General features: G+C 74.0%; 12 protein-coding genes. 4 read left to right on the top strand and 8 right to left on the bottom strand.

Annotation, left to right across the window (positions count from 1 at the left end):
• Positions 1-71: 71 nt before the first annotated feature.
• Positions 72-695 (bottom strand): Rv3235 family protein, encoded by a 624-nt coding sequence (locus IXW69_RS12150; RefSeq protein ID WP_228524400.1) that lies wholly within the window; start codon positions 693-695, stop codon positions 72-74.
• Positions 696-747: 52 nt separating this feature from the next.
• On the bottom strand, positions 748-1,611 hold the full coding sequence (locus tag IXW69_RS00660; RefSeq protein WP_194784461.1) for a LysM peptidoglycan-binding domain-containing protein: 864 nt from the start codon (positions 1,609-1,611) through the stop codon (positions 748-750).
• A 157-nt stretch (positions 1,612-1,768) separates the two neighbouring features.
• Here IXW69_RS00660 and IXW69_RS00655 point away from each other — a divergent pair, with 157 nt between their 5' ends.
• Entirely contained in the window at positions 1,769-2,314 is a 546-nt protein-coding gene (locus IXW69_RS00655) for a Fis family transcriptional regulator (protein ID WP_194784460.1), read from the top strand.
• Positions 2,315-2,330: 16 nt separating this feature from the next.
• On the opposite strand, the gene IXW69_RS00650 is transcribed toward IXW69_RS00655, so the two are convergent.
• A complete protein-coding gene (locus tag IXW69_RS00650) occupies positions 2,331-2,552 on the bottom strand; it encodes a helix-turn-helix domain-containing protein (protein WP_194784459.1) in 222 nt (73 codons plus the stop codon).
• A gap of 113 nt (positions 2,553-2,665) precedes the next feature.
• Here IXW69_RS00650 and IXW69_RS00645 point away from each other — a divergent pair, with 113 nt between their 5' ends.
• Genes IXW69_RS00645 through IXW69_RS00635 form a run of 3 tightly spaced genes read left to right on the top strand, consistent with a single transcriptional unit; the run spans position 2,666 to position 5,428 of the window.
• The gene (locus IXW69_RS00645) at positions 2,666-3,334 is read left to right on the top strand and encodes a hypothetical protein (RefSeq protein ID WP_228524398.1); all 669 of its coding nucleotides are present in this window, start codon (positions 2,666-2,668) and stop codon (positions 3,332-3,334) included.
• Positions 3,334-4,911 carry an AAA family ATPase gene (locus tag IXW69_RS00640; protein ID WP_194784458.1) on the top strand — a complete coding sequence of 526 codons (1,578 nt, stop codon included), beginning with the start codon at positions 3,334-3,336 and terminating at the stop codon, positions 4,909-4,911. The genes IXW69_RS00645 and IXW69_RS00640 overlap by 1 nt, the downstream gene beginning before the upstream one ends.
• Before the next feature lie 49 nt (positions 4,912-4,960).
• Entirely contained in the window at positions 4,961-5,428 is a 468-nt protein-coding gene (locus tag IXW69_RS00635; protein ID WP_194784457.1) for a DUF6912 family protein, read from the top strand.
• 195 nt (positions 5,429-5,623) lie between these two features.
• On the opposite strand, the gene IXW69_RS00630 is transcribed toward IXW69_RS00635, so the two are convergent.
• From IXW69_RS00630 to IXW69_RS00610, 5 genes are all read right to left on the bottom strand, one after another.
• Positions 5,624-8,752, bottom strand: coding sequence for an AAA family ATPase (locus IXW69_RS00630; RefSeq protein WP_194784456.1), 3,129 nt, complete (start codon positions 8,750-8,752; stop codon positions 5,624-5,626).
• A complete protein-coding gene (locus IXW69_RS00625; protein ID WP_194784455.1) occupies positions 8,749-10,032 on the bottom strand; it encodes an exonuclease SbcCD subunit D in 1,284 nt (427 codons plus the stop codon). Before IXW69_RS00625 ends, IXW69_RS00630 begins: the two co-directional genes overlap by 4 nt.
• Before the next feature lie 112 nt (positions 10,033-10,144).
• The gene (locus IXW69_RS00620; RefSeq protein ID WP_194784454.1) at positions 10,145-10,984 is read right to left on the bottom strand and encodes an undecaprenyl-diphosphate phosphatase; all 840 of its coding nucleotides are present in this window, start codon (positions 10,982-10,984) and stop codon (positions 10,145-10,147) included.
• Between the two features lie 163 nt (positions 10,985-11,147).
• Complete coding sequence (hisN, locus tag IXW69_RS00615) at positions 11,148-11,978, bottom strand: histidinol-phosphatase (protein WP_194784453.1); 831 nt, start codon at positions 11,976-11,978, stop codon at positions 11,148-11,150.
• A 162-nt stretch (positions 11,979-12,140) separates the two neighbouring features.
• The gene (locus IXW69_RS00610) at positions 12,141-13,193 is read right to left on the bottom strand and encodes a zinc-binding dehydrogenase (protein ID WP_194784452.1); all 1,053 of its coding nucleotides are present in this window, start codon (positions 13,191-13,193) and stop codon (positions 12,141-12,143) included.
• Positions 13,194-13,206 lie beyond the last annotated feature (13 nt).

The raw sequence follows: 13,206 nt of genomic DNA, 5'->3' as shown, positions 1-13,206 counted from the left end.
GTCGTGGGCGCGGTGCGAGGTCCGATCCGCCGCCGTGCGAGGTGGCGGACGACGTGGCGAGGCGACCGGGATCAGGCGATCTCGAGGCGGTCGAGGACCCAGCGTCCTCGCCGCACGATGAGCCGTGCCGCCGCGGCCCGCATCCGGCGGCCGTCGTCGAGGATGACGGCCGCCTCGCAGGCGCCCGACGGGGTCGCCTGGAGGTGGACCGACCGCACGACGGGGTGCCTGCGAGGACCGCTGCCCAGGATTCGGCGGGCCAGGCCCGCGCGCCGCACGAGGGCGTCAAAGAGCTCGGGCGTCGTCCACCGCGCCAGCTGCTCGGCGGGGCGCAGGCCGAGGAGCGACTCGGCCGCGGCGCACACCAGCGTTCCCGCCTGGCGGCGCGGTGCCGCAACGGGCGTCGCCGGGGAGGATCGCACGCCTGACCGAGCCGGAGGCTTCTCCTGCCCCGTCCCATCGGCCAGGGCGGGTTGGAAGCGGAGCGGGTCCCAGCTTCGGCGCTCGGGTCCCGCCAGAGCGGAGGGCCGGCGGGGGCGACCGGCCGCAGTGGTCCGCCGGACGGTGGGAGCTGAGCGACCCGACGGCGCGGGCCCGGACGCGCTGCGACTGCGAGTGGCAGCGGCGTCAGCGCTGGGCACGGCCGTGAGGGACGGGCGGTGGTCGGGCTCGGTGGGCAGGAGGAGGGCGCTCATGGGGACTCCAGGGGGTGCGGAAGGGCGTCGTGGGCGGAGGAGGTGAGGGGCGTCAGCTCGGCTGTGACGGGCCTGTGGAGGTGAGGCCCGTGGGGATGACGAGCTCGGTGCCGGGGCGGATGAGACCGGGGTCGTCACCGATGCGTTCGGCGTTGGCTCGGTAGAGCTCGGGCCAAGCGACGGCGACCCGGGTGTCAGGGGCGTCGGCCCCGAGGAGGTCGCTCGTGATGGTCCAGAGGGAATCGCCAGCGGTGACGGTCCGGCGTTCCGGGGCGCGGCTCGGGGTGCTCTGGTCCTGAGCCCCGTCGTCGGCTGCTTCGGTCGTCGCCGTGGTCTTCTGGTCCCGCGAGGGCTCATGACCCGCCTGCGTGGATGACTCGTCCGGCACCGCGGTTGTCATCTCCTCATCGGGCGCGGCGGACTCGGCGGTTGCAGTGGTGGGGGAGGGCTCCGACTCTGGTGCTGCAGCGTCGGTGGCGGGTGCGCTCGCGGCGGGTGCCCACCCGAGGTCGTCCGGGGCGGGACTGGGCGCGGCGCTCGCGGCCGTCGCTGTTGCGGGCAGGAGGAGGCCAGAGAGAACCGTGCCGATGACCGCGCGCCTGACGACAGGGGCGCCCCACCTCTCGAGGAGCGCCAGGGCCAGCTGGCGACCGCGGTCCGTCCTCACCGAGGGGTGGGGCTCAGTGGGCATCAGTGCCACGCACGCGAGGAGGACCGAGCCGAGGTGCCAGAGGGTGCCGAGCGTCCCAGCCGCCGCGGCGACGGCGACGACGCAGGTGGCCAGCTGGTCCGGGCCCCACGCCGCGACCGGGAGGGAGACGAGGTGGACGACGGCGTTCCTGGTGACGATACCGAGGGCGAGAGCGGCGAGACACGACGTGGTGCCGACTCCGGCGAGGGCGACTGAGGTGCGCATGTGGTCTCCGACCTTCGATGATGATGTTTGAGGTGGTTTGAGGATCGATGATGGTTGTGGGTGTCGTCAAGAGGATGTGGATTCGCTGTGCGGCCTTGCGGGGTGCGGCGCGGTCGAGTGCGGACACGGACGACTGCCCCTGTGGTGGGCTGGTCCCATGGACTGGAACGAGCTCCTCGCCGACCTCGAGAGCCGCTTCGACGCGGAGCGTCGTGCGGACATCACGGCCCAGAGTGCCGACCTTGCCGAGGCGGAGCGCGGGCAGGTTCTTCTTGTGGACAGGTTCCGCGGTGCCGTCGGACGTCCCGTGAGTCTCGGGACGTGGAGCGGGCGGACAGTTGCTGGGCGGCTCGCCCGTGTTGGTGAGGACGTCCTCCTGCTCGAGGAGGGGGAGGGGCTCCAGGCGCTCGTCCGCCTCCGGGCGGTCGCGACCGCGGGGCCCCTGCCAGGACCGGCTCCTGAAGCGAGGTGCCGGCGGGCGTGCCTCGCGGACGCCCTTCGCGGGCTCGCCCGGTCGGGCTCGCGCGTCCGTGTCCTCCTGGTCGGCTCAGAGGTGACCGGCCGGGTCGTGCGCGTCGGGCGCGACCACGTCGACCTCGTCGTCGACGGCACTCCCGACAGGGCCCTGCGGACCGCGGCGCGTGCGTCCCGGGACGCCGTGACCGTCGCCCTCGGAGCCCTGGAGGTCGTGCGGTCCCGCTGACCGCACGGGTGGGGTGTCAGTCCCCAGTGGAACGGTGCCCCGCCGCCACCATCGCCCGCGTGGCCTCGAGCTGACGCTCGACGTACCCGTCGAAGGCCGACTCGGGGACGCGCCACAGGCGACGGGCGCCGACCTGGATCGCGGGGAGTTCGCCCGAAAGGATGAGGGCCCGCACGGCTTGTGCGGACAGTTGCAGGTTCTCTGCGACCTCCGCGATGGTCAGGAACTTCTCGCTCATGCCACGATGATCTCACCCCATCCCACCCGGTACCACTCCAAGCAGCATCACCGGGTATGAAACATGACGAAGCCGCTCTCGGTCCGAGCGGCGACACGATCAAGGAAGATCTCATGCCCCCGATCTCTCGCCCCCGACGCCGAGGCGGCGTCGACCACCCTGTCCCGAGTCGTTCCCGGCGCTCCCGCTGGCGCGACCCGCGTCTCGCCGGCGGCCTCGTCCTCATCGGCGCGTCCGTCGCCGTCGGAGCCTGGGCCGTCGACGCGGCGGCCGACACCCAGGACCTCTACGCCCTCACGGCCGACGTCGCCCCGGGTGCCTCGCTCACCGCCGACGGCGTCCTCACGCTCGTCTCCTCCCACCCGGGCACGGGTGACTACGTCACGGCCGACGAGCTCCCCGATGACGCGGTCGCCACCCGCTCGATGAAGGCCGGTGAGCTCCTCCCGCAGGCGGGCGTCTCCACGGAGGCGGCCGCGGACACCCGCTCCGTCGTCCTCGACATCGCCTCGGGGCTGCCCGAGGGCACTGGCACCGGCGACCTCGTCGACCTGTGGACCCTGCCCTCGGCCTCCGTCACGGCCAAGACGGGGGAGACCGACGCCTCCCTCGTCGCGGATGAGCTCGTCGTCGTCCGGGTGGGCGAGGCGGGCAACGACCTCGTCGGCGCCCGCACCACCTCCGTCGAGGTCCTCGTCCCCAGGTCCAGGGTCTCCCAGGTGCTCACCGCCGTCGCCTCCGAGGGGTCCCTCGTCCTCGTGCCCACGGGAGAGGGCGCCTGATGGAGGGCACCGGTGCCGTCGGAGTCCTCCTGGCCCTCACCGGGGACGACGCCCCGCTCGTCCGCCGACTCGACGCCACTGGCACCGGCCTGCAGGTCGTGCGGCGCTGCGGGGACCTGCCCGAGCTCCTCAGCGCCGGCATGGCGGGGATGGCGAGCCTCGTCGTCCTGGACACCCGGCTCGACGACGTCGACCGCACCGTCCTCGACAGGCTCGAGCGTGCCGGGCTGCGCGGGGTGCTGATCGCCTCCTCCGCGGAGCGGGAGCGCTGGGCGAGCTCGGGGTGGACGGTGCTCGACGATGACGCCTCCGTGGACGACGTGCGAGTGCGGCTCCAGAGGATCGCGCGCGGGACCGAGGACGGGGCTCGCCCGTCCGGCGAGCACACCGCGAGAGGCAGCAGCTCCGGTGGTTCCGGCGCTGAGACGGGGGACGGCGCCCCGGGCTCGGAGAGCCCTGCCCACGCCGCCGGTACGCCGGCTCATCTTGGGCGCGGCGACGCCATCGACGACGAGTGGGCCCGCCTCGACGCCGCCAAGACGGTACCCGGGCCGGAGGACGGCGCCTCGGCACCCGACGGGCCCTGCCCGCACCGTGAGAGCCCGGCTGCCGGGACCGCTCCCGACGGTGATCCGGGCGCGCCGAGCACAACGGGTCGCGGGGACGGCCGGCTCCTCGTCGTGTGGGGACCGCACGGCGCACCCGGGCGCACGACGGTCGCTGCCTCCCTCGCCCACGGGCTCGCCCGCGCGGGCGGGAGCCTGCTCGTCGACGCCGACCTCGAGGCCCCGGGACTCGTCCAGGTCCTCGGCCTGCCCGGTGACTCCTCCGGTCTCGCGAGCGCTGCGCGGTTGGCCACGCACGGGCGCCTCGACGACGAGGCCCTCGCCCGTCTCACCGTCCCCGTCTCCGACGACGTCGAGCTCCTCTCCGGTCTCGGCCGTGCCGGCCGCTGGCGCGAGCTGCCGCCTGTCGCCATGCGGGAGGTCTGGGAGCGGGCGCGCGGCACCGCGGCATGGACCGTCGTCGACGTCGCCGGCGGCGCCGCGGACGACGAGGTCGACGACTTCACGCTCGAGCCCGGGCGGGGCGCCGTCGTCGCGGAGCTCCTGCGTGCTGCCGACGTCGTCGTGGTCGTCGGCGCCGGGGACCCGGTGGGCGTGCGCCGCCTCCTCCAGCTCCTCGGTGACCTCGACGAGGGCCAACGGCCCTCCGGACGCGTGGAGGTGGTCGTCAACCGCGTCCGGGCCTCCGTGGCGGGGCCATCGCCGGAGCGCGCCGTCCGCGAGACCCTTGAGCGCTTCGGCGGGCTCGGCGACGTCGTCGTGCTGCCGAACGACCCCGTCGCCGCCGACCGGTGCCTGCTCGAGGGGACGAGCGTCCTCGAGGGCGCCCCGGGGTCGGAGCTGGGACGGGCGCTCGCCGTGCTCGTCGACCGTGTGGATCCCTCGGCGGGAGCCGTGCGCGCGGCAGCCCGGGCGAGGGGAGGCCTCCGGGCGCGGTTGCACGGTCTTGGTCGACGCGGCGACGTCGTGACCGCCGAGGAGGTGGAGACCTCCGCAGGTGGGGCCGCCTGAGCCTGGGGCGCTCGCGCGATTCACGGGTGGGGTGCGGCACACTGTGCCCATGCGCATCTACCTGCCAGCCACCGCCTCCGACCTCGCCGCCGACGCCGTGACCGCGCGCCGCGCGCACGCCGTCACGAAGGCGCTCGCTTCCGCCCTCCCCGAGGAGGACGAGGAGGGCCTCGAGGTCTCGGCGAGCCTGTGCGCCGCCGACTCCTCCCTCGTGCTGCTCGCCGAGCCGGGTAGCGCCGACGAGCCCGACCGCCGCGTCGTCATCGCCGCGGACGTCCCTGCAGGCTCCGTGGACGAGGTGCCCTCCGGCGAGGACGTCCTGCCCGGCACGGTTGAGGTCTCCGAGCCCGTCACCTGGGACGACGTCGCCGCCGTCCTCGTCGACGAGGCCGAGGCCGAGGCGGACGTGCGCGCAGCCCGCACCGGTGACGAGGAGGCCTTCGAGCGGGCCGCGGACGCGGACCTGCTGTGGTACGACATCTCCGAGCGGGCCGCCCTCGCCGCAGAGCTCCGCTGAGCCAGGACCCGGCGAGGCCTCTCGACGGCCGGCCGTTCCGCTCGCGGCGCGTCGAGACCTCCGGGGCACGCCAGCCGGGCTCGCGGTGCGGGGCTCCCGACGGGAGCCCGGGCGAGTGCCTGACCGGGCCTGCGCGACGCGACCGTGGGCGCCGTCTGAGGAGCGGCCTGACCGTCGGGCCCCGCCACGGGATCGTCAGGGCGCGACGACCCGCAGTGTGGAGCCGTGGCCCGTCTTGGTGACCTCGATGCGGTCGAGGACCTGCCGGCGCAGCTCCTCGACGTGGCTGACGATCCCGACGGTGCGCCCGCCCTCCTGGAGCCGCGAGAGCTCGCCGAGGACCATCTGAAGGGTCTCGGGGTCAAGGGAGCCGAAGCCCTCATCGACGAAGAGGGTCTCCATCTGGACGCCGCCCGCCTCCGCTGAGACGACGTCCGCTAGGGCGAGTGCGAGCGCCAGGGAGACGTAGAAGGTCTCACCGCCCGACAGGGTGCGCGGGTCCCTCACGCCCGTCCCGTCGCCGCTGAACCGGTCGATGACCCCGAGACCGAGGCCCTTGTCGCGCCGGCCCGCTGACCCGGACTCGTCGTCGACGCGGATGAGCTCGTAGCGTCCAGACGACATCTGCGCGAGTCGGTTGTTCGCGAAGACGAGCACGTCGTTGAAGCGCTCCAGCAGCACCCACGTGGCCAGAGGCGTTGACTCGGGGTTCTGACCGGTGACCGCCTCGACGACCTGCGCGAGCGCGGCCGCGCCGGCGACCACACCCTCCAGAGCGCGGGCCGCCGCCCCGACGCCACCGGCCGCGTCCGCCAGCCGGGCCCGTGCGGCCCGGGCTCGCTCAAGCGTCTCGACTGCCGCCGTCTGCCGGGCGTCAGCCTCCGCGAGGCGGGCACGCGCCCCGTCGACGTCCGCGACCTCCTCGCCCGTGAGCGAGGCGAGGGACTCGTCGCGCGTGAGGCCGTGTTCGACGCGCTCGCGCCGAGCACGGACCGAGGCGACGGACTCCTCGAGGCGGCGCAGGTCCGCGGGCGGCAGCGAGGCGGCGGAGGCCTCCTCCGGCGTCTCGAAGCCGGCCACGGTCAGGGCTGTGCGGAGGTCCTCCGCTGCCGCGCCCGCAGTGGCCCAGGCGGCCAGGACGCGGTCGAGGGCGGACGCTGCAGCATCGTCCTGCCCCGCCCGAGCGGCGAGGGCGTTCATCCGACCGGCGACGTCGGTGTGCTCTCCGCGAGCGGCCTCGCAGCGAGCCCGGTCCGTCTCCAGCTGCTGCCCCGCCGCCTGGGCCCGGCTGCGAGCGGCCGCGAGGTCGGTGGACTCGGCGTCGAGGGCCTCGCGCAGCTCCGCGGTCCGCGCCGTGAACCCCTCGAGCTCCGCGGCGAGCGCGGGCTCCTCCGCGGCGGCGGCCGCCGAGGCCGTGAGCCGTTCGGTGGCCTGGGCGAGCCCGGTCTCGAGCTCCTCGACGCTCGCCTCGCCGACAGCCGCCCGGGCGGTCTCGAGCTCCCGGGTGATGCGGGTGTGCTCGGACGCGGCTGCGGCGAGATCGTCGTCGGCGGCACGCTGCGACTTCTCGGCGGCCTCGACCTGCTTGCGAGTGACTGCGCCGGGCTCGCGGCTCGCGGGCGCGGGGTGCTCGGTCGATCCGCAGACCGGGCAGGGGGCGCCGTCCTCGAGCTCACCGACGATGGAGGCGGCGGTGGCTGCGATCCAGGCACCGCGGCGCTCCGCGACGGCGGCAGCGGCGGCGCTTGCGGCGTCGCGGGCGTGCTCGACGGCCGCGACAGCCAGGGCGAGGGACTGCTCGAGGGCGACGGCGCCGCGAGCCCGGGCGAGGCGCTCCTCGGCGGCGGTGCGGGCGAGCCTGAGGCCGTCGAGACCGGCCGCCGCCGTGCGCGCGGCCTGGAGTCGTGCCTCGAGGGCGGTCTGCTTCGCGGGACGGGCCTCGAGCGCGTCGCGGCTGGAGGCGGCTGCCTCAGTGCGCGTCGCGAGCTCCTCACGGTTCCGCTCGAGCTCGTCCGCCCGGGCGCCGAGGCCGCCCTCGAGGTCGGCGAGGGGCCTGAGCGCCCCGGCACTGGACCGGGCCTCGTCCGCGGTGCGCGCGAGCACGGCGGAGGCCGTCTCAATCGACGAACGGGCGCCGTCGGGCCGCTGCTCACCTGCCTGGGAAAGTACCTCGCCGGCGGAGTGGAGGAGGGAGAGGAAGCCCTCGTCGTCGGGCTCGCGCTCAGCGGCGGCCGCAAGCGACTCCCGGGCGACGGTCTCCGCCGAGCGACTGGCCTGCTCGGACCGTCGCAGCGCTGTCAGGGTGCCGGTGACCGTGGAAGCGCGGCGTGCCCGCTCGAGGCGCTCGGCGTCGGCGGCGTCCGACTGCGCCGAGGTCTCGAGCTCATTGCGCTCGGCGATGAGGCGTGCTCGACGGCTGAGGCGGTCCTGGAGGGACACCGCGGCCTCCACCTCCGAGGCGGCGGAGGCACGCTCGCTGCGCGCAGCCTCGAGCGTCGCGACGAGCGGGGCGAGACCGACCTCGGCCTGAGTGACGGCGGCCTGTCCGATCGCGCTGATGGCGTCGGCGTCCGGCACCGCCGCCTCCACGAGGCCGATCAGCTCCTCGGCTGCGGAGGCGCCGTGCTGCGGGTCCTGGGGCTCCTCCGGCAGCAATGGCGCGAGCACCTCGGCGCGGCTGCGCAGCGTCTGCCGGGCGGCGTCCGTCTCACGCTTGAGCGTGCGGCCGCGCTCGCGCAGCTCCTCCTGGAGGCGGTCGAAGACGGCGGTGCCGAAGACGTCGCGGAGGAGCTCGTGCCGCTCGGCCGAGCTCGCCCGGAGGAACTGCGCGAAGCGCCCCTGGGGCAGGACGACCGTCTGCGTGAACTGGTCCCGGCTCAGCCCGACGACGCGCTGCATCTCGTGGCCGACCTCGTCGAAGCGGGTGAGGGGCTCTCCCTGGGACTCCCCGTCCGGTCCCGACAGGCGCCACAGGCGCACCGAGGCCTTCTCCTTGGTCAGGCCCGTGCCGCGGCGCTTGGGACGCTCGTACTCGGGGGTGCGCCGGATCCGGTACGTCCCGGCGGAGGTGGAGAAGACGAGCTCGACCTCGCTCGGGGTGGTGGGGTCGACGAGCGTGGAGCGCAGCCGCTGCTTCGAAGAGCCCGCGGTGTCCGCGACGGCGCCGTAGAGGGCGAAGACGATGGCGTCGATGATGGTCGACTTGCCGGCGCCCGTCGGGCCGGTGAGCAGGAAGCGTCCAGACTCGGCGAAGCGCTCGAAGTCGATGGTCTCGGTCCCCGCGTAGGGGCCGATCCCGGTCATGGTGAGGCGGTGCAGTCTCATGAGTCCTCCCTGGTGGCGCGCACGGCGTCGTAGGCCTCGGTGAGGACGGCGCGCTCGGCGTCGTCAGGATCGCGCCCGAGCATCCGGGCGAGGAAGCGCTCGCTGACCTCCACCGGGTCCGAGGTGCGGGTGACGCGGGCCGCCTGGGTGCGGGGCTCGGCGGGCCGGGACCAGGAGAAGGCGAGCATGTCCGGGAAGCGCTCCTTCAGCCGCGCCATCGTCTCCGGCGGCATCGGGCCGGTGAGCTCAACACGCACCCAGTCCCGCTCGTGGCCGTCTCCGAGGCGGCCGAGGAGCTCGTCGAGCGTGCCTCGCAGCGTCGTCGCCCGGTAGGGCAGGGGAGCGGGTACGCGCTCCAGGGAGGTGACGCCGTCGGCGCCGACCTCGAGGAGGACCGAGGACTTGGGGGAGTCGGCCTCAGCGAAGGAGAACGGCAGGGGGCTTCCCGAGTAGACGAGCCTCGGGCCACCGACGGTGGGCGCGTCGCCCGAGTCGAGCGCGTTCGAGCCCTGCCGGATCTCCTGGGGGCGGTGCAGGTGCCCGAGGGCGACGTAGTCGAGCCCGCCGGAGGCGGCCGCCTCCGCCGAGCCGCCGAGGGCCGTGAAGACCTCGCCGTGCACCGAGTCGACCCCGCCGACGCGGATGTCCCGCTCGGAGTCCTCGCTCGCACGGCCGCCCACGACGAAGGCGTGCGCCATGACGAGCGCCGGCACCCGGCTCCCCGCACCGCCTCGACGCGCCGCGAGGTCATGCGCGACGAGCCGCAGCGCGCCGGAGACGACGGCCTCGTGCGAGCGGGCGAGCGGCGTCGGAGCCTCGGGATCACCCTCGCCGAGGCGCAGCGAGAGCAGGGGCGGCAGGGTCTCCCTCGCCCCGTCCGGGTCCAGGTAGGGCAGGGCGTAGACGTACAGCCCCGTGCCGCCGTCGGCGTCCGGGATGAGCACGGGCTGGTCCACCTGCGCCGGTCGCGCCCGGATCGACAGTCCCTCGCGGAGCAGTCCCGAGCCGAAGGCGAGACGCTGGGCGGAGTCGTGGTTGCCCGAGGTGAGGACCACCCGGGTGCGGTCCGCCAGGCGCGCGAGGGTGTCATCGAGCAGGCTCACCGACGCCGTCGGCGGGATGGCGCGGTCGTAGACGTCCCCGGACACGACGACGGCGTCCACGGACTCGGCCTCGACGAGCTCGACGAGGTGGTCCGCGAAGGCCGCCTGCGCCTCGTCCAGGACCCGCCCGTGGAAGGTCCGCCCGAGGTGCCAGTCGGAGGTGTGGAGGATCCGCATGACCGCACTGTCTCACGGCCCTCCGACACGAATGGGCGCGCCGTCGCCCGTGAACGCGGATCGGCCGCCGTCGGAGAGCTCCGACGGCGGCCGACCCGCGTGCTGGGTGTGCTCAGGCCGCGGCGACGAGGCCGGTCGCGACGAGCACGATGATGACGACGCCGAGGACGACGCGGTAGACGAGGAAGCTCGTGAACTTGTTGGAGGACACGAAGTCGAGCAGCCACTTGATCGTCGCGAAGGCGACCACGCCGGACACGACGGTGGCGAGGATGGTCGGGCCCCAGCCGACGGTCGCGGAGATGCCGCCCGCGCTCGTGACGGCCTCGAGCGCGCCGGCGGCGAGCAGCGCCGGGATGCCCATGAAGAAGGACAGGCGGGTCGCGGTGACGCGGTCGAAGCCGCGGAACAGTCCGGCGGAGATGGTCGCGCCCGAGCGGGAGATGCCGGGGAAGACCGGGGCGAGGGCCTGGAAGCACCCGATGACGAGGGCGTCGACGATGCCGACCTGCTTCATGTCCTTGGTGAGGTTCTTGCGGCGGTCCGCGACCCACATGACCGCCGACCAGATGATGAGCGCGCCGGCGATGACCCACAGGGACCGGGAGGTGACCTCGATGAAGCTCTTGAACGCGAGGCCGACGACGGCCACGGGGACCGAGCCGAGGATGATGCCCCAGCCAAGCGTGTAGTCCGGGTCGTTGCGGGCGGACTGGTTGCCCAGGCCCTTGAACCACGCGGTGAGGATCCGGACGATGTCGCCCCAGAAGTACACGACGGCGGCGATGATGGCGCCGACCTGGATGACGGCGGTGAAGGCCGTCATGCCGACGGAGTCGATGTTGTAGCCGAGGAGCTTCTCGACGATGTTGAGGTGTCCGGTCGAGGACACGGGCAGGAACTCGGTGATCCCCTCGACGATGCCGAGGAGGATCGCGTGCAGCCAGTTCATGGTGCTCCTGTGTGAGGCGGATGGGCCTCGTGCAGGCTACCGGCGGCGGCGGCCCCGGGAGATCACTGACCGGTGTGGGAACGCACTCAGTCGCTCGGTGCTGATTCTTGGCGCTCCCTTGGCGTCGGTGCGATCAGGTATGACCGTGCGGAGGAGGACGCCGTCAGTCGGTCTCCTCACCCAGGATCGAGAGGACCGCCTCGTGGAGCCGTCCGTTCGTCGCGACGGCGTTGCCGCCCCACGGTCCCGGCTGGCCGGCGAGGGACGTGAAGACGCCGCCCGCCTCGGTGACGATCGGGACGAGCGCACCCATGTCGTAGAGCTCGAGGTCCGGCTCCGCGGCGAGGTCGACGGCGCCCTCAGCGAGCAGCATGTAGGACCAGAAGTCGCCGTAGGCGCGCGTGCGCCAGCAGGACTGCATGAGGGAGAGCATGCCGCGCAGGCGCTTGCGCTCGACCCAGCCCGACAGGGACGAGTAGGACAGAGAGGCGTGCTCGAGGTCCGAGACGTCGGAGACGTGGAGGCGCTTGGCGGAGGCGAGCGAGCGGCCAGTCCAGGCGCCGCCGCCCTTGACGGCCCACCAGCGCCGTCCCAGCGCCGGGGCGGACACGACCCCGACGACGACCTCGTCGTCCTCGACGAGGCTGATGAGGGTGGCCCACACGGGCACGCCCCGCACGAAGTTCTTCGTCCCGTCGATCGGGTCGATGACCCACTGGCGCGGGGCGGAGCCCGTCGTCGGGAACTCCTCGCCGAGCACTGAGTCGCGGGTGCGTGCGCGTCCCAGCATGTCGCGGATGGTGCGCTCGGCCTCGCGGTCCGCCTCCGTGACGGGGGTGAGGTCCGGCTTGGTCTCGACGACGAAGTCCTGCGCCTCGAAGCGGGCTCGGGTCAGCGGGTCGACCTGGTCCGCGATCGTGTGCGCGAGGTGCAGGTCGTCGCGCCAGCGGCGGTCGGTGAGGGACGGGGGGAGCGGGGAGGCCGGCGTGCTCATGGTGCGAGGGTAGCCGGAGCCTGCCGGAGTGCCCGGGACGGCCGACGACGCAGCAGGTGCCGCGCCGTCCGCCCTCCCGAGCGGGTGCTTCTTCGCCCGGCGGTGCCCTCAGTCGCGGAGCATGACCTCGCAGCAGGCGCTGCGCGGGAAGAGGCTCACGGATCAGACCTCGAGGAGGACCTTGATCTCGCGGCGCTCGTCCATGGCCTTGTAGGCCTCGGCGGCGTCGTCGAGCGGGATCCGCTTGGTGAAGACCTTGCCGGGGTGGATCTCGCCGCGGTCGATGCGCGCGATGAGGTCCGGCAGGAAGCGGCGCACGGGAGCCGGGCCGCCCTCGAGGTGCACCTCGCGGAGGAAGAGGTCCTGGCCGTCGATGGTCTGGTCGTGGCTGACGCCGACGAAGCCGACGTAGCCGCCCGGGCGGCAGGAGGCGAGCGCCTGGTCCATGGAGCCCTGGGTGCCGACGGCCTCGCAGACGCCGTGGGCGCCGTAGCCGTTCGTGAGCTCCTTGACCTTGGCGGCGCCCTCCTCGCCACGCTCGGCGATGACGACGTCGGCGCCGAACTCGCGGGCGAGGGCCGCACGGTCCTCGTGACGCGAGAACGCGATGACCTTCTCCGCGCCGAGCGCCTTGGCGGCGAGGACGGCGGAGAGGCCGACGGCGCCGTCGCCGACGACGGCGATGGTCTTGCCCGGGCCGGCCTGGGCGGCGACGGCGGCGTACCAGCCCGTGCCGAGGACGTCGGAGGCGGCGAGGTAGTCGGCGAGGCGCTCCGGGTCCTCGGGCTTGCCGCCCGGGACCTTGACCAGCGAGCCGTCGGCCTGCTCGACGCGCATGTACTGGGCCTGGGAGCCGGTGAACTCGCCGGCGTTGGCGCAGCGGGACGGGTAGCCGGCCTCGCAGATCTCGCAGGTGCCGTCCGAGAGCATGAAGGAGCCGATGACGAAGTCGCCGAGCTCGAGGGTCTCGACGCCGTCGCCCTTCTCGACGACGGTCCCGACGTACTCGTGGCCCATGCGCTTGTGGTCGACGGGCTGCGCGCCGCGGAAGGGCCAGAGGTCCGAGCCGCAGACGCAGGCGGCCGCGACCTGGAGCACGACGTCGCCGTCCTTCTGGACGCGGGGGACGTCGATCTCCTCGACGACGACCTCGCCGGGGGCGTTCATGATGACGGCCTTCATGGTGGCCGGGATGTCGGTGGTGCTGGTGCTCATGGAGCGGCCTCCC

The organism is Actinomyces haliotis (genome assembly GCF_015355765.1).
In the GTDB taxonomy this organism is placed as follows: Bacteria; Actinomycetota; Actinomycetes; order Actinomycetales; family Actinomycetaceae; genus Actinomyces; species Actinomyces haliotis.
This window is presented reverse-complemented; position numbering and strand designations above follow the sequence as displayed.

Excerpts from the sequence above, each read along its gene's own strand:
- IXW69_RS12150 (WP_228524400.1), bottom strand. The coding sequence starts at position 695 with ATGAGCGCCCTCCTCCTGCCCACCGAGCCCGACCACCGCCCGTCCCTC.
- IXW69_RS00660 (WP_194784461.1), bottom strand. The coding sequence starts at position 1,611 with ATGCGCACCTCAGTCGCCCTCGCCGGAGTCGGCACCACGTCGTGTCTC.
- IXW69_RS00655 (WP_194784460.1), top strand. The coding sequence starts at position 1,769 with ATGGACTGGAACGAGCTCCTCGCCGACCTCGAGAGCCGCTTCGACGCG.
- IXW69_RS00650 (WP_194784459.1), bottom strand. The coding sequence starts at position 2,552 with ATGAGCGAGAAGTTCCTGACCATCGCGGAGGTCGCAGAGAACCTGCAA.
- IXW69_RS00645 (WP_228524398.1), top strand. The coding sequence starts at position 2,666 with ATGCCCCCGATCTCTCGCCCCCGACGCCGAGGCGGCGTCGACCACCCT.
- IXW69_RS00640 (WP_194784458.1), top strand. The coding sequence starts at position 3,334 with ATGGAGGGCACCGGTGCCGTCGGAGTCCTCCTGGCCCTCACCGGGGAC.
- IXW69_RS00635 (WP_194784457.1), top strand. The coding sequence starts at position 4,961 with ATGCGCATCTACCTGCCAGCCACCGCCTCCGACCTCGCCGCCGACGCC.
- IXW69_RS00630 (WP_194784456.1), bottom strand. The coding sequence starts at position 8,752 with ATGAGACTGCACCGCCTCACCATGACCGGGATCGGCCCCTACGCGGGG.
- IXW69_RS00625 (WP_194784455.1), bottom strand. The coding sequence starts at position 10,032 with ATGCGGATCCTCCACACCTCCGACTGGCACCTCGGGCGGACCTTCCAC.
- IXW69_RS00620 (WP_194784454.1), bottom strand. The coding sequence starts at position 10,984 with ATGAACTGGCTGCACGCGATCCTCCTCGGCATCGTCGAGGGGATCACC.
- hisN (WP_194784453.1), bottom strand. The coding sequence starts at position 11,978 with ATGAGCACGCCGGCCTCCCCGCTCCCCCCGTCCCTCACCGACCGCCGC.
- IXW69_RS00610 (WP_194784452.1), bottom strand. The coding sequence starts at position 13,193 with ATGAGCACCAGCACCACCGACATCCCGGCCACCATGAAGGCCGTCATC.